This is a genomic window from Sphingomonas sp. CCH5-D11, assembly GCF_001557395.1.
In the GTDB taxonomy this organism is placed as follows: domain Bacteria; phylum Pseudomonadota; class Alphaproteobacteria; order Sphingomonadales; family Sphingomonadaceae; genus Sphingomonas.
Window position 1 is genome coordinate 1 of record NZ_LSKH01000008.1, and the last position, 23,333, is coordinate 23,333.

The following is a 23,333-nucleotide window of genomic DNA, read 5'->3' on the forward strand; positions in this document are numbered from 1 at the left end:
CCGGCGGCGCCTCGATGCTCTTGCCCGCCGTGTCGATCTTCAGCGCCTCGAAGCGCCGAGCCTGCGTCAGCACCTGCGATTCCAGGCTGCCGACGAACTGGTTGTACGCGCCCATCGCCGTGTCGAGGTTCTTGCCGAGCTTCGCGACATGCCCGCCCATCACCGACAGGCGCGCATACAGATCCTTGCCGAGCTGCGCGATCTCGCGTGCCTGTTCCGCCAGCAGTTCCTGCCGCCACACCGCCGCCACCGTGCGGGCGATCGCGATGAGGTTGGTCGGCGTGGCCAGCAGCACTCGCCGCTCGAAGGCATAATCCCACAGGCCCGCATCATGCTCCAGCGCGGCGGAGAGGAAATGCTCGCCCGGCACGAACATGATCACATAATCGGGCGCATCGTCGAACTGGCTCCAGTAATTCTTGGCGCCCAGCCCGTTCACGTGCGCGCGCATTGCCGCGGCATGCGCCGTCAGTCCCGCTACGCGCTCGGCCTCATCCACTGCGCCGAACGCATCCTGATAAGCGTTCAGCGAAACCTTGGCGTCGATCACCAGCGACTTGCCGCCTGGAATGCGCACGATCACGTCGGGCCGCAGCCGCCCGCCTTCGCCATCCGCCACCGACACTTCGGTCGCGAAATCGGCGTGTTCGGAAAGGCCGCAGCTTTCCAGCACGTTGCGCAACTGCTGCTCGCCCCAGCGGCCCCGCGCCTTGGGTGCATTGCGCAGCGCGTTGACCAGCTTGGCGGCCTCGCTGCGCACGCTCTCCTGGCCAACGCGCATTTGCTCGATCTGGCCGCGCAGCTCGCCGAAGGCGTCGCGCCGCTCGGCCTCTACCTTTGCCACGCCATCCTCGTACTTCTGAAGCCGCTCGCTCACCGGCTGAAGCATCGCCCGCAGGTTCGCGCCTGCCACTTGCTCCGATTCGCGAAACCGCTCGTCCGCCCGTTGCAGGAAGCGATCCTGCGCCTCGGCCAGCAGCTTCTGCCCCACCTGGCTGAACTGCGCAGCCAGCGCGTCTTTCGCCTCGCGCAGCTCGCTCAGCCGCGCATCGAAGCCGCGCGCCTCGGCCTCCAGTCGCGCGATATCCGCACGTGCAGCATCCCGATCGAGGCGAAGGTCGGACAGTTCCTGCCGCAAGCCATCGGCCGCCTTCGCCCTTTCCTCGGCGCCGGCCAGGTCGACGATCGCCTTCTTGAACTCCTCGGCGCGCGCATCGCGCTCGGCCCGGATCGCCGCCATGCCTCGCTGCGCCAGCCACCAGCCGACCGCCAGCCCCAGCAGCAATGCGACCACGACGAACAATGCTGCAATCGGCTCCACGCTTCCTCCTCATGAGAACGAAGCGCGAACCTAACCCCCGCCGGCGTGCGGGGCAAGCATTGTCAGGCGGCGTTCTTGCGCGCCTTGGCCAGCTTCTTGAGCAGCATGTCGCGCTTCAGCCGGGTGATGTGGTCGATGAAGAGCACGCCGTTCAGGTGATCGATCTCATGCTGCATGCAGGTGGCGAGCAGACCGCTCATCTCCTCCTCATGCCGCTGTCCATCGAGATCCAGCCAGGCCACCCGGCAGCGCGCCGGGCGCTCCACCTCGGCATATTGCTCCGGAATCGACAGGCAGCCTTCCTGATAGCGCGACAGCTCGTCGGAAACCCACAGGATCTCCGGATTGACGTATGTCACCGGGTTGCGGACTGCCTCGGGCTTTTCCTCGTCCTCGGTCTCGCGTTCCTGCAGGTCGATCACCACCACTCGGCGGGCAACGCCCACCTGGATGGCGGCAAGGCCGATGCCGTGTGCGGCGTACATGGTCTCCGTCATGTCGGCGGAAAGCTGGCGGACCTCCGCGTCAATCGCGGCAACGGGCTCGCACATCAGGCGAAGGCGGGGATCGGGGATCTCGACAATGGGAAGAACGGCCATTGCGAGCAGATATTGGCACCTCCCCGCCGAATCAAGCGGCAGGCGACGGCCTGTCCGCCCCTCAGTTCTCAGGCAACAGGGCGGCGCGCGCGCAGCGCCTGCGCCAATGTTCCCTCGTCCAGGTAATCCAGCTCGCCACCGACCGGAAGGCCATGCGCCAGTTGCGTGATCCGCACCGGAAAGCGCTCCAGCCGCTCCACGATATAGTGCGCGGTGGTCTGCCCCTCCAGCGTCGCATTCATCGCCAGGACCACTTCGTCCACGCCGCCGCCCTCAACGCGCTGCACCAGCCGATCGATCGACAGATCCTCCGGCCGCACGCCCTCCAACGCCGACAGCCGGCCGCCCAGCACGTGAAACCGGCCGGGAAAGAGCCGCGATCGATCCAGCGCCCACAGGTCCGCCACTTCCTCCACAACGCACAGCGATCGCGCATCGCGGCGCGGGTCGGTGCAGATCGCGCATGGATCGGTCGTGTCCACATTGCCGCAGGTCGAGCAGGTCGCCAGCCGCTCCTCCACCGCCTGCAGGGCGGCGAGCAGCGGCACCAGCGCGCCCTCGCGTTTCTTCATGAGGTGCAGCACCGCCCGCCGCGCCGAACGTGGGCCCAGGCCGGGCAGCCGCGCCAGCGCGCCCGTCAGCGCCTCGATCTCCTGCGATGCCATCGCGGGAACAGATAGGGGGTTGCGCCGGGCCGCGCCAGCGCGTTGAAGCGCGGCCCATGCGGATCGTCTTCATGGGAACGCCCGAGTTCGCGGTGCCGGCGTTCGACGCGCTTGCCGCCGCCGGGCATCAGATCGTCGCGGCTTACAGCCAGCCGCCCCGCCCAGGCGGCCGGCGCGGTCGTGCGCTGGTCCCCTCACCCGTGCATCAGCGCGCGGAAGCGCTGGGCATCGAAGTCCGCACGCCGGTGTCGCTGAAGAACGCCGAGGCGCAGGCGGCGTTCGCCGCTCTGGACGCGGACGTGGCAGTGGTCGCCGCCTATGGCCTGATCCTTCCCCGCCCGATCCTGGATGCGCCGCGTCACGGCTGCCTCAACATTCACGGCTCGCTCCTCCCGCGATGGCGCGGCGCCGCCCCGATCCAGCGCGCGATCCTCGCCGGCGATGCGGAGACCGGCGTCGGCATCATGCAGATGGAGGCAGGGCTGGATACCGGCCCTGTCCGGCTGGACGGCCGCACGCCAATCGCCGGCAAGACCGCCGGTGAACTGACGGCCGAACTCGCCAGCTTGGGCGCCCGCCTGATGGTGGACGTGCTGGCCGATCTCGACAGCCACCCGCCGGTGCCGCAGCCCGATGAAGGCGTCACCTACGCGGCCAAGATCACCAAGGACGAGATGCGCCTCGATTTCGCGCAGGACGCCGCCGCGGCCGAGCGCCAGATCCGCGCCTTCAACCCGCCAGGCGCCTGGCTGGAGGTGAACGGCGAACGTCTGCGCATCCTCGCAGCCGAGGTGCTTGCAGACTCACCCGTCCCCGTTCGGGGTGAACCTGTCGACGCCCGTGGGGCCGAATCGCGCCCCCTTCGACAGAGCTCAGGACAGGCTTCGACAAGCGCAGGGCGAACGGAACAGGATGGCAGCACCCCGGTCGCGGGCACCGTTCTCGACGACCGCTTCACCATCGCCTGTGCCGCTGGCGCCATCCGCCCTGCTTATGTCCAGCGCGCCGGCCGCGGTGTCATGATGGTAGACGAGCTGCTGCGCGGCTTTCCCATCCCGCCCGGCACCCGCCTGTGACTCGCTTCGCGCTGACGGTGGAATTCGACGGCCGCCCCTTCATGGGCTGGCAGCGGCAGGATCACGGGCCCAGCGTCCAGCAGGCAATCGAGGACGCTGCATTCGCCGTCACGGGAGAGCGCACAGCCGTTCACGCCGCCGGCCGCACCGATGCCGGCGTCCACGGCGCCGCGATGCGCGCGCATCTCGACATCGAAAAGCCGATTACCGCCTTCCGCCTTAGCGAGGCATTGAACGCGCGCCTGCGCCCCAATCCCGTCGCGATCCTCGCGTGCGAGGAGGTGCCGGGCGATTGGCACGCCCGCTTTTCCTGCCTGGGTCGCGCCTACGAATATCGCATCGTCAACCGCCGTGCCCCGCTCACCTGGGAAAAGGGCCTCGCCTGGCAGGTCGCCCAGCCGCTCGATGCCGCCGCCATGCATGAAGCCGCGCAGCTGCTGGTCGGCCGCCATGACTTCACCACCTTCCGCTCGGCCCATTGCCAATCGGCCAGCCCGCTGAAGTCGCTCGACGTTCTAAGCGTCGCAAGGTTCGGCGACCGCGTATCCGTCGTGGCGGAGGCAAGGTCGTTCCTCCACCATCAGGTCCGCTCGATGGTCGGCTGCCTCGCGTTGGTTGGTCTCGGCCGCTGGTCGATTGCCGACATGGCCGACGCCCTAGCCGCCGCCGACCGCACCCGCCTCGGCCTGAACGCCCCACCCGACGGCCTGTTCTTCATGCGCGCTCGCTACCCGGACTGAGCGACTTTCAACCGGCTTGAACAATGAAAGCCGTTCGTACTGAGCTTGTCGAAGTACGTGTTCAAGGTGACTGCACTCAAGGCACGCCCTTCGACAAGCTCAGGGCGAACGGATAGAGAAGCTCAGAGCCCTCACCCCGTTCAATATGCCAGCGCACATCCATCGGCTCGCATCTCGCTCGCCGCGGCATAGACTCGCGTGTCGCCATCCATGCGGTGCTCGACGCATTCGTACCGGCCGAAGCCGCCATCCGGATTACCGAGCTGCCAGCCGATCTCGGCCAGCCGCTTGCGGGTGGCGTCCGGCACGCCGCTTTCCAGCCGCAGCCGGCCTGCCACGCCCAGATCCGGATCATCCTCGCCCATCGACTGCGATGACCCTTCATGGTGCCAGCGTGGTGAATCGCCGGCGGACTGGATTTCCAGCCCATAGTCGACGCGATTGACGATGATCTGCGTCTGCCCCTGCGGCTGCATGTCCCCGCCCATCACGCCAAAGCTCATCCACGGATCGCCGCCGCGTGTGGCGAAGCCCGGGATGATCGTCTGGAACGGTCGCTTGCCCGGCGCATAGATGTTCGGGTGCCCATCCTTTAGGCTGAACAATTGCCCACGGTCCTGGAACATGAAGCCGAGCCCATCGGCCACCAGCCCCGATCCCATGCCGCGGAAGTTGGACTGGATCATCGACACCATCATCCCGTCCTTGTCGGCACAGGAAAAATAGGTCGTGTCGCCCTTGCTTGGCGCCTGCCCCGGATAGACCGGCGTCAGGATGCGGTCAGGCCGGATGAGCTTGGCGCGCTGCGCGGCATATTCCTTGGAGATCAGCCAGTCGACCGGCACCTTGGAGAACTTCGGATCGGCATAGAAGCGCGCGCGATCCTCATAGGCGAGGCGCTTGGCCTCAGCCTGCAGATGGATCGACAGTGCCGATTGGAAGCCCGCTCCCTTCAGGTCGAAATGCTCCAGGATATTGAGCATCTGCAGCGTTGCGATGCCCTGTGTGTTGGCGCCCAGCGCGTGCACGGTGGTGCCGCGATAATCGGTGCGGTTCGGCTCGATCCATTCGGAGCGGTGCGCCGCCAGATCCTCATACCGCAGCCAGCCGCCGATCTTCTTGAAGTAGCGATCGATCGTGCGCGCGAGATCGCCGGTGTAGAAGGCGTCTCGACCGCCTTGCGCGATGGCGCGATAGGTGCGGGCAAGATCGGGATTGCGAAACACCTGCCCCGCCTGCGGGCCCTTGCCGTCCGCCATGCCCCAGGTCTTCAGCGCATTGGCCGTTTCCTCCACGCCGTTTCCGGGACGCGCGAAATTCGCCATGCTGCGGCGGATGTAATAAGCGATGATGTCGGGCACCGGCGTCCCCGCCTCCGCCATGGCGATTGCCGGCTCGAACAGCGTCGCCCAGGGCAGCTTGCCGTAGCGCTGGTGCATGGTCCACCAGCCGTCCACCGTTCCGGGCACCGACACGGTAATCGCGCCCAGCGGCGGCAGAACGCCGTTCTTCGCGCGCGACCGCACGGTTTCCAGCGACAGTCCGCGCGGGCTTGCGCCCGATCCGGCCAGCCCTACGACCTTCTTCTGCTTCGGGTCCCAGATCATCGCATAGACATCGCCACCGATGCCGTTTGCGGTCGGCTCCAGCAGGCCGAGGCACGCATTCATGGCAATGGCTGCGTCCACGGCCGATCCGCCACGCTTCAGGATGTCGATGCCGGCCTGGGTGGCGAACGGATGCGCCGTGCCTGCCGCGCCATTCATCCCGTAAACCGCCGTGCGCGAGGCGAAGCTTGCCCCAACCGGCCGATCGCCACCATGCACGTCTGGTCGGATGAACCGGTCCTCGCCGGCCGCCCAATGCCCCGGCAGGTCCGCGCCCTTCGCCGTTGCCGGCTGTGGTGCTCCGCCCTGCCCTGGACCCTCGTTGCCCTGCGCGCCGCCGCCCGTTCCCTGCTGCGCCCTCGCAAGCGTTGGCGCCATGGCAAGCGCGGGCAAGGTGGCGACAAAGGTCCGACGACGCATGAAAGGGCTCCTGTTTCAGGCCCTTGTTGCGGCAAAACCGGCCAGCGACAAGCGCGCGATCACCGGTCGTGCCGCACGGGCCTGGCGCGTCACGCCGTCGACTTGCCATGTTTGGCGGATGGGACGGACGACCGTCATCCAAAATGGATCAGCAGAAAGCCGCCATCCGTTGCTCCAGCCGGTCGGCCACGGACCGGCGGATCGGCTGCCCTTCGCGCACCTTGCGCCATGTGTTGTAGCTGATGCCGAACTGACGCATCAGCACCTCGTCGGTCTGCCCGGCGATCTCTCGCTTCATCAGCGACACTGCCCGTTCATCGACCGGGCGCATCCCGGCCTTTGCCCCGGGCGGGGCGATGTTCAAGTCCATCGTGGCGACCCTCGTCTTCGTCCTGTGATCCCTGGCCTGCGCAGCCGGCATCAGGATCATGCCGTTCGACATGCTTGCCGAACTGCGACCGAGCGTCGCGGTGGCCGGCCACCCCCTCACCGCCTCCAACAGGCTTTCCGACCATAAAAATGAGTTCCGTTGGAGAACGCAACCATTAAATTCGTTCGTTTTGATCTTTGTTTGGCGGCTTTGCGCTGCCTTTGGAATGATGATTGCTCGTTTGAACTAAGCGGACGTGAATGACACCGCGGCTACTGCTTCTTCAATCCCGGCGCACCATCACCAAAGGCCCCGCGGCGGCGCCCCGAAGAAGCTGAAATGCGGCAAGGATCGCATCTCCACCTGCGGCACAACCTTTCGATTTAGCGGCAAAAAATTGCGGTCACGGCCACATTGTGTAAACTTTGCCGCGGCGACGGAGCCATCCAGGGGGCCAGATGACGGAAAAGACCAGGATTGACGCGTTCGACACGCGTATCCTCAAGATTCTGACGAACAACGGGCGCATCTCATGGCGTGAACTTGCCACCGAAATCGGTCTATCCCTCACGCCGACGCTCCGCCGTGTTCGCCGTCTGGAAAGTGATGGCTTCATTCTCGGCTATACGACACGGTTGAATGAACGTCGTTTAAGCGGCGCGATAGAGGCGATGATTTCGGTAACGCTTGATCGTCAGTCGGATGAAGCGCTGTCGATATTCGAACGCAGCATCCAAGATGTTGAGGAAGTCACCGACTGCTATCAAATGACTGGGGATTACGACTATCTGCTTCGCGTGGTGGTCAACGATCTCGATCATTTCCAGGTCATGCTCGGCACGCTGTCCCGCATTCCCATGCTCTCGCGAATCAACTCAAGCTTCGTGCTCAAGACGGTCCTGAGGCGCACGGCCAAGGTCACATGACTTCGGCCCCGTCGCCAGCGCCGTAGCCGGTTCTGCTTCCCCCCGTAACGGCGCCACCCTCGCTGCGCCCGTCCTTCCGCGAACTCGTGGCTTGGTATCTTTGCACTAGCCCGGGCAAATCGTCCTGCTCTGTCGCAGATGGGCCGCGACAACGCCGCGGCCGTACACATTGCGCCCAGCCGGTGCCCCGCTGGAACGAACCAGCTCTCTCGGGCAATGCACGGTCATGACGCTCACCGATCTCGCCACGCGCACCTATAATCACAGTTTCCGGCTCGATCCGATCGTGCGCAGCCTGCTCGACACCGACTTCTACAAGCTGCTGATGCTGCAACTCATCCAGTCGCGGCACGCCGCAACCCAGGTCACATTCTCACTGATCAACCGCACCCGCTCGGTGCGTCTGGCCGAGGTGATCGACGAGGCCGAGTTGCGCGAGCAGCTGGATCACGCACGTTCGCTGCGCTTCACGAAAAAGGAACTGATCTGGCTGGCCGGGAACACCTTCTACGGCGTGGAGCGGATGTTCCGCCCCGACTTCCTCGCGTGGCTGGCGGAGTTCCAGCTCCCGGAATATGAGCTGCGCACCGTCGACGGGCAGTTCGAACTCACTTTTTCAGGCCCTTGGGCCGCCACCACCATGTGGGAAATCCCCGCCCTCTCGATCGTCAACGAACTCCGGTCCCGCGCGGCGCTGAGGCATCGCGGGCGCTTCGCCCTTGATGTTCTTTATGCCCGGGCAAAGGCGCGCCTGTGGCAGAAGGTCGAGCAGCTGCAGCAGCTCCCGGACCTGGCATTGTCCGATTTCGGCACCCGCCGCCGCCATGGCTTTCTCTGGCAACGCTGGTGCGTGGAAGCCCTGAAGGAGGGACTTGGCAGTCGCTTCATCGGCACGTCTAATGTCCTGCTCGCCATGGACGCCGATCTGGAAGCGATCGGCACCAATGCCCATGAACTGCCCATGGTCGCGGCGGCGCAGGCCGAAAGCGATGAGGAACTGCGCCGTGCGCCCTATCGCGTGCTTGAGGAATGGCAGGAGGATTATGCCGGCAACCTGTTGATTGTCCTGCCGGACACCTTTGGCACGACATCCTTCCTGCAGGCCGCTCCGCCCTGGGTCGCGAACTGGACGGGTTTCCGGCCCGACAGCACACCCCCGATCGAGGCGGGCGAGCAGATTATCCGCTGGTGGCGGGACATGGGTCAGGATCCCCGCGGCAAGCTGCTGATCTTCTCGGACGGCATGGACGTCGATTCGATCACGGCGACCTACCGGCACTTCCACGGCCGCGTGCGGATGAGCTTCGGCTGGGGCACGAACCTCACCAACGATTTCCGCGGCTGCGATCCGCAGGGGGATGCGGCGCTCGCCCCGCTGTCGCTGGTGTGCAAGGTGTCTCGGGTGAACGGCCGGCCGGCGGTGAAGCTGTCCGACAATCCGGAGAAGGCGACCGGCGATCCGGCGGCAATCGCCCGATATCTGCGCGTGTTCGGAGATGCCGGGCGAGTGGCGCAAGCGGTGCGGGTCTAAAGTCACCCGAACCGCCCACCCCGAGCGAGCGACGGGGTCAGAAGCTGCGCGGCATCCCCAGCACATGCTCCCCGACGAAGCTCAGGATCAGGTTCGAGCTGATCGGCGCCACCTGATAGAGACGCGTCTCGCGGAACTTGCGCTCGACATCATAATCCGCCGCAAAGCCAAATCCGCCGTGCGTCTGCAGACATGCATTGGCCGCCTTCCATGACGATTCCGCCGCCAGGTGCTTCGCCATGTTCGCCTCCGCCCCGCACGGCTGGTGCGCGTCGAACAGCCGGCACGCCTCATAGCGCATCAGGTCCGCCGCACGCACTTCCATGTACGCCTGCGCGATCGGGAACTGCACGCCCTGGTTCTTGGCGATCGGTCGGTCGAACACCACCCGCTCGGACCCATATTGCACCGCTCGCTCGACGAACCAGTATCCGTCGCCGATACATTCAGCCGCGATCAGCGCGCGCTCCGCGTTGAGCCCGTCCAGGATGTAGCGGAATCCCTTGCCCTCTTCCCCGATCAGGCTCTCGGCCGGCAGCTCCAGGTCGTCGAAGAAGACTTCATTGGTCTCGTGATTGACCATGTTGCGGATCGGCCGGATCTCCATGCCCTTGCCGATCGCCGCCTGAAGATCGACCAGGAAGATCGACAGGCCATCCGCCTTCTTCTTCACTTGGTCGAGCGGCGTGGTGCGCGCTAGGAGGATCATCAGATCGGAATGCTGGATGCGGCTGATCCACACCTTCTGCCCATTCACGACATAGGTGTCGCCGCGGCGCTCGGCGCGGGTCTTCAGCTCGGTCGTATTCGTGCCGGTGGTCGGCTCGGTCACCGCCATGGATTGCAGGCGGAGCGCGCCGCTCGCGATATCGGGCAGGAACCGCTGCTTCTGTTCGGCCGATCCGTGCCGCAGCAGCGTGTTCATGTTGTACATCTGACCATGGCAGGCACCCGAATTGCCGCCGGCCCGATTGATCTCCTCCATGATGATCGACGCTTCGGTGAGGCCGAGCCCGGCGCCGCCATAGCTTTCCGGGATCAGCGCGGCCATCCAGCCTGCCTTCGTCAGCGCCTCGACGAACGCTTCGGGATAGGCCCGCGCCTCGTCGACCTCCCGAAAATAGCTGTCGCCGAACTCGCGAACCAGCGCGCGCACGGCATCGCGGATTTCGGGAAAGTCGTTGCGGGCGGCGGGGATCATGCGCGGGCCTTTCTGAGCGAAGGAGCGTGTTTGTGGTCAAGCGCGGCGATCTCATCGGCAAGCGACTGCAGCCCGGAGACGAGATCGTGATATTCGGCGTCGCTGCGCGAGCCGGCGAAGATGGAGGCGGATACGCACAGGGTCGATCCATCGTCGGGCAGGCTCACCGCCACCGATGTGATGCCCGCGTAGCTCAATCCGTCATCCACGCCATAGCCGAGCCGGACCGCCTCGGCGACTTGCGCGGCATATGTGGCGAAGTCGATTGGTCGCTGCCATCGCACTGCGGCGAAGCGCCGGGCGAGCTCGTCGCGCCCGGTCCGCTGCGCCGCCGCCAGCGCGCGACCAACGGCGCCGCTGCCGATCGGCTGGCGTTGCCCTTCCTCCATATGGATGCGCGTGGCGGCAACGCTCTGCCCCAGCGCCACCAGTTGCAGCCGATCCCGCCCGACAACGCGCCACAGCCCGACAGGGGCGTGCCAGGCGCGCGCCGCCCGCTCGAGCACCGGCCGCGCGCGGGTGATCAGGCGGTTCGCGCGATCAAGGTCGCCCGCGGCGATGTCCGACCAGGGTGGCTGAAGTGCGTATCTCTTGCCCTCGCCCAGCGACAGCACGCCTTCGCCCACCAAGGTGCGCAGCAGGCCCAGGCAGCTCGACGGGCTGATCCCGCAGCTTTGCGCCACTTCGGACAGGGTCATCGCGCCGCCATCCGCCAATGTGCGCACGATCGCGAACGCATGGACGACGGAAGGCACCGGTGAGCTCATCACCCATCCATAAACTTCATCTGACTGAAACCGCAATGCGCCATCTTGAAATCATACCGGCACCGCCGTAACCCCTGCCGGACAAGGATCAGGAGGCGGAGCGTGGGCATTCTCGACGGAAAGGTCGTCGCAATCACCGGCGCGGGGCGCGGCATCGGCCGTGAAATCGCATTGTTGTGCGCTGCGGAGGGTGCCGCGGTCGTGGTCAACGACCCGGGCGTCGGCGGCGGCGGTGAAGGCGGCGAAAGCGGGCCCGCCGAGCAGACGGTCGCGGATATTGTGGCCGCCGGCGGACAGGCGCACGCCAATCTCGCCAGCGTGTCCGATCCGGCGGCGGCGGCGACGATCGTCGAGGATGCGGTGAAGCGTTTCGGCCGGATCGATGCGGTTGTGAACAATGCCGGCATTCTGCGTGACACCATCTGGCACAAGATGAGCCATGAGGATTGGCGCGCCGTGATTGACGTGCACCTTCACGGTGCGTTCAACGTGTCCAAGGCGGCGACGCCCTATTTTCGCGAGCAGCAGTCGGGCAGCTTTATCCACTTCACCTCGACCAGCGGCCTGATCGGCAACATCGGTCAGGCGAATTACTCCGCGGCGAAGCTGGCGATCGTCGGCCTGTCGCAATCGATCGCGCTTGACATGGCGCGCGTCGGCGTCCGGTCGAACTGCATTGCCCCCTTCGCATGGAGCCGCATGACCGCCTCCATCCCGGCCGAAACGCCCGAGGCGAAGGAGCGCGTCGCCCGGCTTCAGACGATGAGCGCGGACAAGATCGCCCCACTGGTCGCCTTCCTCGCGTCCGATGCGTCGAAGGATGTCAGCAACCAGATCTTCGCCGTGCGCAAGAACGAGATCGTGCTCTTCAACAAGCCGCGTCCGGTGCGCTCCATGGTCAGGCTGGAAGGCTGGAGCGCCCAGGCAATTGCCGATGAGCTGATCCCATCCTTCCGCCCCAGCTTCGCGCGTGCCGACGAGGTATCGGCTCACGTCTTCCCCTACGATCCGATCTGAGGACCAAGCCCATGTCCACCCTGAACCCCGGCATGGATGCCGAAACGTTCGAGCAGTTCATCGACCAGTTGCGCCGCTATGTGCGCGATCGGCTGATCCCTTCCGAAAAGGAGATCCTGGATACCGATCGGATCCCGGATGAGATCTTGGGCGAGATGCGCGACATGGGCCTCTTCGCCCTCACCATCCCCGAAGAATATGGCGGGGCTGGGATGAACACCTATCAATACACCCAGACGATCCGCGAACTCGCTTATGCCATGCCGTGCTTCCGATCGATCATCTCGATCACGGTCGGCATGGTCAATTCGGCGCTCCGCAATGGCGGTACGGAGCAGCAGAAGGCCGAATGGCTGCCCAAGATGGCGGCCGGCATGATCGTGTCCTTCGGCCTGACCGAGCCGGGCTCGGGCAGCGATTCAGCCGGGATGCAGACCATGGCGGTGCGGTCGGGCAACGGCTGGGTGCTGAACGGCACGAAGCGGTACATCACCAACGCGCCCGACGCCGAGATGGCGGTGATCATGGCGCGCACGTCGAAGGAGCCGCTGCCCAAGAACGCACACGTCTCCGCCTTTATCGTGCCGATGAACACGCCGGGCGTCAGCGTCGGCAAGTCGGACAAGAAGATGGGCCAGGCCGGCACGCATATCGCGGACATCATCCTGGAAGACGTGCACCTGCCCGCCGAGGCGCTGCTCGGCCTGGACGAAGGCAAGGGCTTCGTCACCGCGATGAAGAGCCTCGACAATGGCCGCCTGTCCGTTGCTGCCGCCTCCATGGGCTATGCCCGCCGCGCGGTGGATTCCGCGCTCCGCTACGCCACCGAGCGCAAGGCGTTCGGGGAGCCGATCGCGAACTTCCAGTTGATCCAGCAGATGCTCGCCGAAAGCGAGATCGAGCTCTACGCATCGGAAACCATGCTGGAGGATTGCTCGCGTCTGGTTGACGCCGGTCAGCCGGTTCTGCGCAAGGCAGCGGCGACCAAGGTGTTCGCGTCGGAGGCCTGCGGCCGGATCGTCGATCGCGTGGTGCAGATCTACGGCGGCGCTGGCTATCTCGCCGAATATGATGCGGAGCGTTTCTTCCGCGATGCGCGCGTCTATCGCATCTACGAGGGCACGACGCAGATCCTGCAGCTCCAGATCGCCAAGCACATGCTGCGCGAGTTCAACGCCGGGGTGAACTGATCCATGTATAACCTCCTCCCCGGCCTGACCGTGATCGAGGCGTCGTCCTTCGTCGCCTCGCCCACCGCGGGGCTCTATCTGGCGCAGATGGGGGCGGAGGTGATCCGCGTGGACCAGATCGGTGGCGGCCCCGACTTTCGCCGCTGGCCCGTCACGCAGAACGGCGACTCGCTCTATTGGGAAAACCTCAACCGGGCGAAGAAGAGCCTGGCGCTCGATCTCGGCCGACCGGAAGGGCGCGAACTGCTGCAGGCGTTGGTGCGCGCCACCGGCCAGTTCGTCACCAACTTTCCGGTGAAGGGCTTCCTGTCGCACGAAATACTTGCCGAAGGTCGCCCCGATCTCATCACCGTGCGCGTGATGGGCTGGGCGGACGGCAGCCCGGCGCTCGATTACACCGTCAACAATGCGGTCGGCTATCCCATGCTGACCGGTGCGGGGCCGGATCCGGTCAACCATGTGCTGCCGGCGTGGGATCTGCTGACCGGCGCCTATGCCGCCTTCGCGCTGATGGCGGCGCTGCGCCGGCGGGATGCGATCGGCGAAGGCGGAGAGATCCGCATCCCGCTGTCGGATGTCGCGATCGGCACGGTGGCGAACCTTGGCGGCATTGCCGAGGTGATGGACACCGGCACCGATCGCCCGCGGCTCGGCAACACCGTTTTCGGCCTGTTCGGGCGCGATTTCACCACCCGCGATGGCAAGCGCACGATGATCGTCGTCGTCACGCACCGCCAATGGGCGAACCTGATCGCCGCTCTGGGTCTCGGCGACGCCATCGCACAGGTGGAGGCGCAGCGCGGCGTCAGCTTCGCCAAGGATGACGGCCTCCGCTTCACTCACCGGGATGCGCTGTTCCCGCTGTTCGAGGCCGCTATCGCCGCGCGCGATCATGCGGAGCTCGCCGCTGCCCTTGACGCCGGCGGCATCGTCCACTCCGCTTATGGCACCATGGCCGATGCCGTGCGCGATCCACGCCTCGTCACCGAAAACCCGATCTTCGGCACGGCCGATGATCCCAGTGGCACGCGCTATCCCGCCGTGGGTGCGTTCGCGACGCTGCCGGCCGAGCAGCGCCGCCCCCCTGCCCCCGCCCCCCGCAACGGCCAGCACAGCGAACAGGTGCTCGCCGAGACGCTTGGCCTGTCATCGGGCGAGATCGGCCGCCTCTTCGACGCGGGCATTGCCGGAAGTTCTGATCGCTAAAAGAAAAGTGATTGTTTTGATCCGGGCGGAGCGGTTGCGCCGCCACGCGAACAGGTCAATCACTATGACCTGTTTTCGCAAAAAGAGTTGTTCGTGACCAAGCACTTCCTTCTCGCGCTCGTCGCCACTTCCGCCCTCGCCTCTCCGCTCGCCGCCCAGGACAAGCCCGACGCAAAGCAGCCCCCCGCCCGCCCTCATGCCGAGGTGGTGAAGGCCGAGGCCGAAGCCGCCTGGGCCAAGGCGCCGGTTGAGGAAACCGAAACGCGCTCCCGCGACAGCGTCACCATCCATGGGAAGCGGTACAATTACATCGCCTCCGCCGGCACGCTGACGACGCGCGACAATGAAGGGAAGCCGACCGCTTCCATGTTCTACACCGCCTACACGCTGGACGGGACGCAACCGGGTACGAAGCGGCCGATCACCTTTCTGTTCAACGGTGGTCCCGGCTCGCCGTCCTTCTGGCTGCGCATGGGTTCGTTCGCGCCGATCCGCATCCGCACCACCAATCCCGAATTCGTCCGCCCCGCGCCTTACGACGTCGGTCCCAATCCGGACTCGCTGCTCGACAAGACCGACCTCGTCTTCCTTGACGCGATCGGCTCCGGCTATTCGCGCCCGCTCGGCGATGCCAAACCGGGTGATTTCTACGGCGTCGACGAGGACGTCGATGTCTTTGCCCGCGCGATCATGCGCTATGTCACCAAATACGGCCGCTGGATGAGCCCGAAGTTCGTTCTGGGCGAAAGCTACGGCACCCTGCGCGCCGGCGCGCTTGCCTATCAGCTTCAGGACCGCGGCATGGCGCTGAACGGCGTGATGCTGCTCAGCTCGATCATGAACTACGGCTATCGCCAGCCGGGTCTCGATCAGGTCTATCTCAACTACCTGCCCAGCTACGCTGCCACCGCATGGTACCATAACCGTCTGCAGAACCGTCCCGCCGACGTCGCCACCGTCGTCGCACAGGCCCGCGCCTTTGCCACCGGGCCGTATATGAGCGCGCTCGCCAAGGGTCAGCTGATCTCCCCGCAGGAGCGTGACCAGGTCGCCGAGCAGATGAGCCAGCTGATCGGTATCAGCCCCGAATATATCAAGCAGAACAATCTTCGCATCGATCTGGCGCGCTTCCGCAAGGAGCTGCTGCGCGGCTCCAATCGCACCGTCGGCCGCTTCGACTCACGATATCTCGGGATCGACAGCGACGCCGCCGGCGAGCGCCCCGAGACCGATGCATCGTCCGATGCGATTTCGGGTGCGTACATCGCCTCCTTCCAGGATTATCTGCACGCAACGCTCGGCTACCAGACGGAGCTGCCCTACCGCCTGTCCGCCCGCGACGGCGCCGGCTTCAAGTGGAACTGGGCGCACAAGGCACCGGGCGGCGGCTATGGCAGCCAGAACAATCCCAACACGGCCGTGGATCTCGCTGCCGCGATGCGCACCAATCCCTATCTGAAGGTGCTGTCGCTCAACGGTTATTACGACATGGCGACGCCGTTCTTCGGGACAGAAAACGATCTTGGTCACATGATGCTGGAGCCGGCACTTCAGGCGAACCTGAAATATACCTACTATCCCGCCGGTCACATGACCTATCTGAATCCGGATGCGCTCCGCCAGATGAAGCAGGATCTCGCGGGTTGGTATGACGAGGCGGTCAGCGACGCGCGCTCGCCCACCCCGCCCGTCGCACTCATGGCTCAGGCAGCCACCGTTCCCGGCGAGACGCCGAACTGAATACCAGCGGCAGCGCGCGGACTTAGCGCGCTGCCGCCCCGGCTTCTGGTCTCAAGGATCGCGCGAACTATGCTACGGTTCGGCGCTTCACCCGTCTCTTGAATGATGGCGAACCGGCAGGCTACGAAAGCAGCCGGACACGCGAACACCCCGGTCGGGGAAGATCGTCGCGGCTGACCGGGGAGGCGCGCATTGTTCCAGAAGAATCAAGTCGTTCACGTCCCCATTGGCCCCGGTCACGCTGAACGCGGTGCAAGCCGCGCCGGATACGCATCATGAAAAATCTGAAGAAAACCGAAGGCGAAGTCGCCGTGCCGACCACCCCGCTTCCGGGGCGCGGCGATCTGCCCGCGCGCGATCTGTTGCTTCAGGCCGCCAGCGAGTTGATGATCGAACTCGGCACGCCGGATGTCTCGCTTCACGCCATTGCGCGGCGTGCGGGCGTCACCGCGCCACTGGTGAAATATTATTTCGGCGGCAAGGAGGGCTTGCTGCTGGCGCTAGTGGAACGCGACACCGCCCGTTCCCTCGCGCAACTGGAGGGGCTGCACGCCACCAATCTCGATCCGCTCGCCAAGCTGAAGCTGCACATCAGCGGGATCGCGCGCACCTACAGCCGCTATCCCTACCTTGTCGGGCTGCTCAACCATCTGTTGCGCGAGTCGCGGACAAAAGCCTCCGAGGGTATCAAGACGAGCTTCGTCACCCCGCTGATTGAGGCACAACGCCGGCTGGTTCAGGAAGGGATCGCCGCCGGACAGCTTCGCCCGATCGATCCGGACAAACTCTATTACATCATCGTCGGCGCGTGCAATTACCTGTTCTCGTCCCGCCTCGTCTTCGCGAACATCATGGGCGATCATCTGAGCGGTCCCGAGTTCGAACGGGAGTTCGCCGCCACGGTGATCGACGTCATCCTGAACGGTGTCCGGGCCTGACGCGGCGGTTTGCGCCACTCGTTCATGGCACCGTCGACGCTTGGTACAGGAGGCGCTGAGGTGAAGGTTCACCGTTACGTCATTGATCTCGAATGGACCGGCAACACGGGCCAGGGCACCCGAAGCCTGTCCGCCTATGAACGTAGCCACCGCATCTCCGCTGGCGCAAAGCCGCCGATCGCCGGATCGTCCGATCCGTCCTTTCGCGGCGATCCGCGATGCTGGAACCCGGAGGAGCTGCTGGTCGCGTCCGTTTCGGCATGCCACGAACTTTGGTATCTGGGGCTGTGCGCCGACGCTGGCGTGATCGTGCACGGCTATACGGATCAGCCGGAGGGGATCATGGTCGAGGAAGCCGGCGGCGCCGGCCAATTTCAGTCGGTTACCCTACGGCCGCAAGTCGTCATTGCCGCATCCTCGGACGCGGTGCTCGCCGCCGCGCTGCATGAACGGGCGCATGCGATGTGTTTTATCGCGCGCTCGGTGAATTTTCCCGTCAGCATTGAGCCCAGCATCACCAGCGCAATCACCAGCGGCTGACCGCCACCGCCGTCAAGCGGTTCGGCGCATCCAGCCGGGATCACGCACGCCTGAGCCGCCGGCGCGCGCCTCACCGTCACGGCGCCCAGTTGATCCCGCAGGATCACCGGCGCGCCACGCCGACCCGTCTTAGTCCTTCTTGGCGGACAGGTGCTTGCTGAGATGCTTGTTCATCTCGAACATGCTCACCGACTTCTTCCCGAAGATCTTCTCCAGCTTGTCGTCCGCGTTGATCTGGCGTCGGTCCTTGGCGTCCTGAAGATCGTTCTTCTTGATATAATCCCACACTTTGCTGACGACTTCGCTGCGCGGCAGGTCATTCTTGCCGACGATCTCTGCGAGTTCAGGCGAGGGAGTGACCGGCGCGGTGATGCCGCCGCGCGCGCCGCCGGCCGGCTTGCCAGTGGCCTTTACCTTCTTTTCCGCCGCCTTGGTCTCGTCCTTGCTACGCTTTTCTGCCGTCCGCGCCATGGGTCTCTCCTCTATCTGCCCGGATCCTAGCATCGGATAGCCGGCAATCCAGCGTGTTTAAGCGTCATGGCTTGGCGAAGTTCCGCAGCACGGCTGCAATCGGCTGCAGATATTGTCCTGAACCGCTGGCTCGATTGCTCGTTTGCCGATCATGGCGCTGCTTCCTGCCGCTTCTGTCCAGCCCGCTCCCCCGCCCGAATGGCGGCCGCGCCGGCTGCTCCTCACGCGCTCTGCACGTGACATCGAACATGGGCGCGCCATCGCCGAACGCGCAGCGCGCCTCGGCGTCGAAATTGTTGAGCTCGCCGGCGATCGACTCGCACTTGATCTCCCGCCTGATCCGCGCCGTGCCTATGCCGCGGCAAAGGCGACGCTGGCTGTGGTCGTCGCGCCGCCGTCCAAGCGCCGCCTCCAACCGATCGCGCCCAGCGCCGACTGGCGGGTCGACCTGGCCGAGGGGTGCCCGGCGCATTGCAGCTATTGCTATCTCGCCGGCTCGCTGAAGGGGCCGCCGATCACCCGCGTCTACGCCAACGTGGAAGAGATACTCGCCGGTCTGCCTGCATATCTCGGGCAAGGCACGGTCACATCGCGCAGCAGGGCACGCGCGATCGAGGGCACCACCTATGAGGCGTCCTGCTACACCGATCCGCTGGCGCTGGAGCCGCTGACCGGCTCGCTCTCGGCGGCGATACGCTGGTTCGGCCAGTGGGACGCGCCAGCCCAGCTTCGCTTCACCACCAAATTCGCTGACGTCGCGCCCCTGCTCGCGCTCGATCACAATGGCCGCACGCGGATGCGCGCATCGATCAATCCCCGTGCCTTCGCCCGTTTCGAAGGGGGCACCGCGCCGGTGGCATCGCGGCTCGAGGCGCTCGGCCGGATGGCGCGCGCCGGCTATCCTGTCGGTCTCACCATTGCCCCGATCATCGCTGCGGATGGCTGGCAGGACGCCTATAGCGCGCTGATTGACGACGCTGCCGGCGCGCTCGCCGACATCCCCTCGCTCGATCTTACCATCGAACTGATCACCCACCGCTTCACCAGCGGGTCCAAGGCGGTGCTGCAAAGCTGGTACCCCGGAGCGGCGCTCGACATGAGCGATGACCGGCGCGTGACCAAGCGGGCGAAGTTCGGCGGGGAGAAGCAGGTTTACGACACGGCGACGATGCGGCTGCTCCGCACCTTCTTCGAGGATCGCATCGCTCGTGCCCTGCCGGCTGCCCGGATCCTCTACTGGACATGACGACCTTCTTCACCGCCGACACGCATTTCGGCGATCACCGCACCATCAACATCTGGCGGCGTCCCTTCGCCAGCGTGGCCGAGATGAACGCGCTGCTGATCGAGCGCTGGAACGCCACCGTGGCCCCGAACGATATCGTCTGGCACCTGGGCGATGTGGCGCGGCGGCCGGCCGATGTGCCGGATCTGCTCGCCGCGTTGAACGGCACCAAGCACCTCATCCGCGGCAACAACGATCCGGACGGCACTTTGCAATCGGCCGGCTGGGCAAGCACGGCCGATTATGCCGAGCTGGTCGTGGACGAACACCGGCTCGTCCTCTGCCACTATCCGTTTCGCTCCTGGAACAGCCAGCATCGTGGCGCCCTCAACCTTCACGGCCACAGCCACGGGCGGCTCGCACCGATGCGTCGCCAGTTCGATGTCGGGGTCGACGTTCATGATTTCGCCCCGGTCACGCTCGGCGATCTGCTGGCAAAGCCCGACCGACGGGAACGCGGCGGCAGCCCGCCCGTTCGAGCCACCTCATCATAACGGACCTCTCGCCTGGAATGTCTCGATCCCCTGATGCGGAAACCACCGCCTTGCCGCCGTTCGGCGAACTGCCGCCCTCGCCGATGAGCATCGCGGAAACCACAGCAGGGGTCGCGCCGCTGCTCGTCGCGCATGACGTGATCGTTGCCGTGGCGGACGAGACACGCGCCCTGGCGCTGACCCGGATGCTGGCAGCGATGATGCCGGACGCGCATGTCCTGTTCTGCCCGGGGACGGATGCCCTGCCCGGCGACGATGCCCCGCCCTCACCTGCCAATGTCGGCCAGCGCGTCTCCGCGCTTCGCGCCGTCCGCCAGAACAGCGCCGGAAAGAACGGCGCCCGCATCGCCCTTGTCACCTCGGGCGAGGCGCTCGCCCGCGCCTATCCCCCGCCAGCAGCGTTCGATGCCAAACCCCCGTCCGTCGCGGTTGGTGAGCCATGCGATCTTGCCCAATTGCACGACGAACTGATCGCGCTCGGCTATATCGTCGACGAGCGGGTGGACGAGCCCGGTGAGGTTGCCCTGCGCGGGCAAGTGCTCGACATTTTCCCCGCGGACGCGGAATCGCCGCTCCGCATCGAGGTGGCGGACGGCGTCATCGCCAGCCTGCGCTTCTACGATCCCTCCGACCAGCGCAGCATCGAGGATGTGGATAGCCATGAGCTCGGGCGCGTGGCCGAACCGCCGCTTGATGCGCAGCGGGTGACGTTGCTGGATCATCTACCCAAGGCGGTGATCGTCATCACCGATCGCGCGGACGAACGTCGCCGGCGCCTGCTCGCGCTCAGCAGCGATGCGGCAAAGCGCAAAAGCCGGCGCGCGGCGCAGGACATTGTGGACGACGCCGCCTGGCAAAAGGCGCTGGACGGGCGCGAAACGCAGGGGCTGGATCAGCAGGGCGAGCCGCCCGCCCGCTTCGTCGAACAGCGCGGGCCGCTGGCAGCTTTCGCAAAGGAGGCAAAACAGGTTCTCGCCGCGGGCGATCGCGTCGTCCTGATCGGCGGCGAGCGCGACCTGCGCTTCCTGACACGGCGGATCGAGAAACGGCTGGACACTGCCGCCCTCGCCGCCAGCGACTGGTCCGAGATCCTGTCGGCGCCAAAGGGCACTTTCTGCACCCTTGCCGCGCCGGCGGATCGCGGCTTTCGCCGGGACGGCATCTTCGCCATCGCCGCCGCCGATCTTCTCGGCAGCCGGGCGGAGCGCGAGGATGGCGCCGCACACCGCGTCGATCTGTCGTTCGTGCAGGCGGCCGAGATCCGCGTCGGTGATACCGTCATTCACGAGGATCACGGCATCGGCGTCGTAGCCGGGATCGAGGCGCTGCCGAATGGCGACGGCACAGGCGGCGATACGATCAAGCTGACCTATGCCAAGGACGCCGTTCGCCTGGTGCCCGTGGCGGAGGCGGATCGGCTGTGGCGCTATGGCGCGGAGGATGATGCCGTCACGCTTGATACGCTGGACGGCCGCACCTGGCACGAACGGCGCGGCAAGATCGCTGAGGCCATCGCCGATACCGCGCGCCAGCTCACCGCCCTGGCGGCCGAACGCGAAACCCATAGCGCGCCCGTGCTCGATCCCGCGCCCGCCGCCTATGAGCGGTTCGCCGCTGGCTTCCCCTTTTCGGAAACCGCCGATCAGCTGACCGCGATCGAGGCCGTGCGCAGCGATCTTGCCTCGGGAAAGCCGATGGATCGCCTCATCATCGGCGATGTCGGCTTCGGCAAGACGGAGGTGGCGTTGCGCGCCGCCGCCATCGCCGCCCTCGCTGGCAAGCAAGTGGCGCTGGCCGCGCCCACCACCGTCCTCGCGCGGCAGCATCTCGAAAGCTTCACCGCGCGCTTCGAGGACGCCGGCATCGCCGTCGCCGGCCTCTCTCGCCTGACGAGCGATGCGGAAAAGAAGCGGGTGAAGGCCGGCCTGGCGGACGGCAGCATTCAGGTGGTGATCGGAACAGGCGCGGTCGCCGGCAAGGGTGTGAAATACAAGGATCTCGCCCTCGTCATCATCGATGAGGAGCAGCGCTTCGGCGCCGCCGACAAGAACAAGCTTCAGGATCTCTCCGCCGGCCACATTCTGACGCTGTCGGCAACGCCTATCCCGCGCACGCTGCAATCGGCGCTGGTCGGGTTGCGGCAATTGTCGGTGATCGCCACCCCGCCCGCCCGGCGCCAGCCGATCCGCACCGCCGTCTCCGACTTCTCGCCCGATACGCTGCGGGGCGCCCTGCTGCGCGAGCGCGCGCGCGGCGGTCAGAGCTTCGTCGTCGTGCCCCGCATCTCGGACATGGCGCCGCTGGCCGAACAGCTCGGCAAACTGGTGCCGGAGCTCGAGCTGCTGCAGGCCCATGGCAAGATGCCAGCCGCCGAGATCGACGAGACCATGGTCCGCTTCGGCCGCGGTGACGGCGACGTGCTGCTCGCTACCAACATCATCGAGGCGGGGCTGGACGTGCCGCGGGCCAATACCATGGCGATCGTCCACGCCGATCGCTTCGGTCTGTCGCAGCTTCACCAGCTGCGCGGCCGCGTCGGGCGCGGGCACCGCCGCGGCCAGGTGCTGCTGTTCACCGATGCCGATGACGCCATTTCCCCGCGCACGCTCAAGCGGCTGCGCACGCTGGAGGCGTTCGACCGGCTGGGCGCCGGCTTTGCGATCAGCGCGCGCGATCTCGACATGCGCGGTGCCGGCGACCTGCTAGGCGACACGCAGGCGGGTCACATGCGGCTGATCGGTGTGGAGCTGTATCAGCAGTTGCTGGAAGATGCGCTGCGCACGGAGCGCGGCGAGACCGTGGAACGCTGGACGCCGGAATTGCAGCTCGGGCTGGAAGGACGCCTCCCGCCGGAATGGATCCCGGAGGAGGATCTGCGAATCACTCTCTACGCCCGCCTCGGCCGGCTGCGCAGCGATGCGGAGCTGGACGCCTTTGAGGCAGAACTGGAGGACCGGTTCGGCGAGCTTCCGGAGGATGCGGCCCTGCTCATGTCGATCGCCCGCGTGCGGGAGCGTGCGCGCGGGCTGAACATCGCCCGGATCGATGCCGGGCCCGCCGCCATCGCCCTGACGCCGCGCAACGGCAGCAAGGGCGCGGCGCAGATCGACGGTATGGTCGAAAAGGACGGACGCTTTCTGCTCAAGGAAGCGCTGGAAGAGCCATCCGCCCGGCTGGAACGGCTGGCGGCGCTACTCGGGTAGCACCGCCCCGCCCTGCACCGTTTCGG

21 protein-coding genes are annotated in these 23,333 nt (G+C 66.0%); 13 read left to right on the plus strand and 8 right to left on the minus strand.

Annotation, left to right across the window (positions count from 1 at the left end):
- From rmuC to recR, 3 genes are all read right to left on the minus strand, one after another.
- Positions 1-1,321: DNA recombination protein RmuC (rmuC, locus tag AX702_RS00250; protein WP_066774868.1), on the minus strand; the 1,321-nt coding region annotated here is incomplete at its 3' end.
- A 62-nt stretch (positions 1,322-1,383) separates the two neighbouring features.
- Complete coding sequence (def, locus tag AX702_RS00255; protein ID WP_066774871.1) at positions 1,384-1,920, minus strand: peptide deformylase; 537 nt, start codon at positions 1,918-1,920, stop codon at positions 1,384-1,386.
- A gap of 68 nt (positions 1,921-1,988) precedes the next feature.
- Positions 1,989-2,585: a recombination mediator RecR gene (gene recR, locus AX702_RS00260; protein WP_066774875.1), complete on the minus strand. Its 597-nt coding sequence runs from the start codon at positions 2,583-2,585 to the stop codon at positions 1,989-1,991.
- 56 nt (positions 2,586-2,641) lie between these two features.
- On the opposite strand from recR, the gene fmt reads away from it, so the two are divergent.
- Both fmt and truA read left to right on the plus strand, forming a co-directional pair.
- Positions 2,642-3,661 (plus strand): methionyl-tRNA formyltransferase, encoded by a 1,020-nt coding sequence (fmt, locus tag AX702_RS00265; protein ID WP_066774878.1) that lies wholly within the window; start codon positions 2,642-2,644, stop codon positions 3,659-3,661.
- Positions 3,658-4,401, plus strand: a complete 744-nt coding sequence (gene truA, locus AX702_RS00270) for a tRNA pseudouridine(38-40) synthase TruA (RefSeq protein ID WP_066774882.1) — start codon at positions 3,658-3,660, stop codon at positions 4,399-4,401. Before fmt ends, truA begins: the two co-directional genes overlap by 4 nt.
- Positions 4,402-4,541: 140 nt before the next feature.
- Here the strand turns inward: truA and AX702_RS00275 are convergent, their stop codons facing one another.
- Both AX702_RS00275 and AX702_RS00280 read right to left on the minus strand, forming a co-directional pair.
- Positions 4,542-6,428 (minus strand): gamma-glutamyltransferase family protein, encoded by a 1,887-nt coding sequence (locus AX702_RS00275; protein WP_066774885.1) that lies wholly within the window; start codon positions 6,426-6,428, stop codon positions 4,542-4,544.
- 148 nt (positions 6,429-6,576) lie between these two features.
- A complete protein-coding gene (locus AX702_RS00280; RefSeq protein ID WP_231731671.1) occupies positions 6,577-6,798 on the minus strand; it encodes a hypothetical protein in 222 nt (73 codons plus the stop codon).
- Positions 6,799-7,256: 458 nt separating this feature from the next.
- On the opposite strand from AX702_RS00280, the gene AX702_RS00285 reads away from it, so the two are divergent.
- The gene (locus AX702_RS00285) at positions 7,257-7,724 is read left to right on the plus strand and encodes an Lrp/AsnC family transcriptional regulator (protein ID WP_066774886.1); all 468 of its coding nucleotides are present in this window, start codon (positions 7,257-7,259) and stop codon (positions 7,722-7,724) included.
- Positions 7,725-7,950: 226 nt separating this feature from the next.
- Positions 7,951-9,255: a nicotinate phosphoribosyltransferase gene (gene pncB / locus AX702_RS00290; protein ID WP_066774887.1), complete on the plus strand. Its 1,305-nt coding sequence runs from the start codon at positions 7,951-7,953 to the stop codon at positions 9,253-9,255.
- Positions 9,256-9,292: 37 nt separating this feature from the next.
- Here the strand turns inward: pncB and AX702_RS00295 are convergent, their stop codons facing one another.
- Together AX702_RS00295 and AX702_RS00300 are read right to left on the minus strand one after the other, a co-directional pair.
- The gene (locus tag AX702_RS00295) at positions 9,293-10,456 is read right to left on the minus strand and encodes an acyl-CoA dehydrogenase family protein (protein ID WP_066774889.1); all 1,164 of its coding nucleotides are present in this window, start codon (positions 10,454-10,456) and stop codon (positions 9,293-9,295) included.
- Entirely contained in the window at positions 10,453-11,223 is a 771-nt protein-coding gene (locus tag AX702_RS00300) for an IclR family transcriptional regulator (protein WP_066774891.1), read from the minus strand. Before AX702_RS00300 ends, AX702_RS00295 begins: the two co-directional genes overlap by 4 nt.
- 108 nt (positions 11,224-11,331) lie before the next feature.
- Here AX702_RS00300 and AX702_RS00305 point away from each other — a divergent pair, with 108 nt between their 5' ends.
- The 6 genes from AX702_RS00305 (at position 11,332) to AX702_RS00330 (ending at position 17,854) form a co-directional block, all read left to right on the plus strand.
- Entirely contained in the window at positions 11,332-12,240 is a 909-nt protein-coding gene (locus AX702_RS00305) for an SDR family NAD(P)-dependent oxidoreductase (RefSeq protein WP_066774937.1), read from the plus strand.
- 11 nt (positions 12,241-12,251) lie between these two features.
- A complete protein-coding gene (locus tag AX702_RS00310; RefSeq protein ID WP_231731672.1) occupies positions 12,252-13,430 on the plus strand; it encodes an acyl-CoA dehydrogenase family protein in 1,179 nt (392 codons plus the stop codon).
- Between the two features lie 3 nt (positions 13,431-13,433).
- Entirely contained in the window at positions 13,434-14,636 is a 1,203-nt protein-coding gene (locus tag AX702_RS00315) for a CoA transferase (protein ID WP_066774894.1), read from the plus strand.
- 93 nt (positions 14,637-14,729) lie between these two features.
- Positions 14,730-16,376, plus strand: coding sequence for a S10 family peptidase (locus tag AX702_RS00320; protein WP_066774940.1), 1,647 nt, complete (start codon positions 14,730-14,732; stop codon positions 16,374-16,376).
- Between the two features lie 275 nt (positions 16,377-16,651).
- The gene (locus tag AX702_RS00325) at positions 16,652-17,314 is read left to right on the plus strand and encodes a TetR family transcriptional regulator (RefSeq protein ID WP_082745891.1); all 663 of its coding nucleotides are present in this window, start codon (positions 16,652-16,654) and stop codon (positions 17,312-17,314) included.
- A gap of 60 nt (positions 17,315-17,374) precedes the next feature.
- Entirely contained in the window at positions 17,375-17,854 is a 480-nt protein-coding gene (locus tag AX702_RS00330; protein WP_231731673.1) for an OsmC family protein, read from the plus strand.
- 129 nt (positions 17,855-17,983) lie between these two features.
- Here AX702_RS00330 and AX702_RS00335 read toward each other — a convergent pair whose 3' ends face one another.
- Positions 17,984-18,226 (minus strand): SWIB/MDM2 domain-containing protein, encoded by a 243-nt coding sequence (locus tag AX702_RS00335; RefSeq protein WP_066774944.1) that lies wholly within the window; start codon positions 18,224-18,226, stop codon positions 17,984-17,986.
- 250 nt (positions 18,227-18,476) lie between these two features.
- On the opposite strand from AX702_RS00335, the gene AX702_RS00340 reads away from it, so the two are divergent.
- The 3 genes from AX702_RS00340 (at position 18,477) to AX702_RS00350 (ending at position 23,307) form a co-directional block, all read left to right on the plus strand.
- Complete coding sequence (locus AX702_RS00340) at positions 18,477-19,571, plus strand: SPL family radical SAM protein (RefSeq protein ID WP_066774898.1); 1,095 nt, start codon at positions 18,477-18,479, stop codon at positions 19,569-19,571.
- On the plus strand, positions 19,568-20,104 hold the full coding sequence (locus AX702_RS00345) for a metallophosphoesterase family protein (protein ID WP_066774900.1): 537 nt from the start codon (positions 19,568-19,570) through the stop codon (positions 20,102-20,104). The genes AX702_RS00340 and AX702_RS00345 overlap by 4 nt, the downstream gene beginning before the upstream one ends.
- A gap of 83 nt (positions 20,105-20,187) precedes the next feature.
- A complete protein-coding gene (locus tag AX702_RS00350) occupies positions 20,188-23,307 on the plus strand; it encodes a helicase-related protein (RefSeq protein WP_066774947.1) in 3,120 nt (1,039 codons plus the stop codon).
- Positions 23,308-23,333: the final 26 nt, after the last annotated feature.

Bases quoted from the DNA above. Each gene is read 5' to 3' on its own strand.
- recR (WP_066774875.1), bottom strand. From the start codon at position 2,585: ATGGCATCGCAGGAGATCGAGGCGCTGACGGGCGCGCTGGCGCGGCTG.
- AX702_RS00315 (WP_066774894.1), top strand. From the start codon at position 13,434: ATGTATAACCTCCTCCCCGGCCTGACCGTGATCGAGGCGTCGTCCTTC.
- AX702_RS00300 (WP_066774891.1), bottom strand. From the start codon at position 11,223: ATGAGCTCACCGGTGCCTTCCGTCGTCCATGCGTTCGCGATCGTGCGC.
- AX702_RS00280 (WP_231731671.1), bottom strand. From the start codon at position 6,798: ATGGACTTGAACATCGCCCCGCCCGGGGCAAAGGCCGGGATGCGCCCG.
- AX702_RS00285 (WP_066774886.1), top strand. From the start codon at position 7,257: ATGACGGAAAAGACCAGGATTGACGCGTTCGACACGCGTATCCTCAAG.
- pncB (WP_066774887.1), top strand. From the start codon at position 7,951: ATGACGCTCACCGATCTCGCCACGCGCACCTATAATCACAGTTTCCGG.
- AX702_RS00275 (WP_066774885.1), bottom strand. From the start codon at position 6,428: ATGCGTCGTCGGACCTTTGTCGCCACCTTGCCCGCGCTTGCCATGGCG.
- AX702_RS00345 (WP_066774900.1), top strand. From the start codon at position 19,568: ATGACGACCTTCTTCACCGCCGACACGCATTTCGGCGATCACCGCACC.
- fmt (WP_066774878.1), top strand. From the start codon at position 2,642: ATGCGGATCGTCTTCATGGGAACGCCCGAGTTCGCGGTGCCGGCGTTC.
- AX702_RS00350 (WP_066774947.1), top strand. From the start codon at position 20,188: ATGAGCATCGCGGAAACCACAGCAGGGGTCGCGCCGCTGCTCGTCGCG.
- AX702_RS00295 (WP_066774889.1), bottom strand. From the start codon at position 10,456: ATGATCCCCGCCGCCCGCAACGACTTTCCCGAAATCCGCGATGCCGTG.
- AX702_RS00325 (WP_082745891.1), top strand. From the start codon at position 16,652: ATGAAAAATCTGAAGAAAACCGAAGGCGAAGTCGCCGTGCCGACCACC.
- AX702_RS00310 (WP_231731672.1), top strand. From the start codon at position 12,252: ATGTCCACCCTGAACCCCGGCATGGATGCCGAAACGTTCGAGCAGTTC.
- AX702_RS00340 (WP_066774898.1), top strand. From the start codon at position 18,477: ATGGCGCTGCTTCCTGCCGCTTCTGTCCAGCCCGCTCCCCCGCCCGAA.
- def (WP_066774871.1), bottom strand. From the start codon at position 1,920: ATGGCCGTTCTTCCCATTGTCGAGATCCCCGATCCCCGCCTTCGCCTG.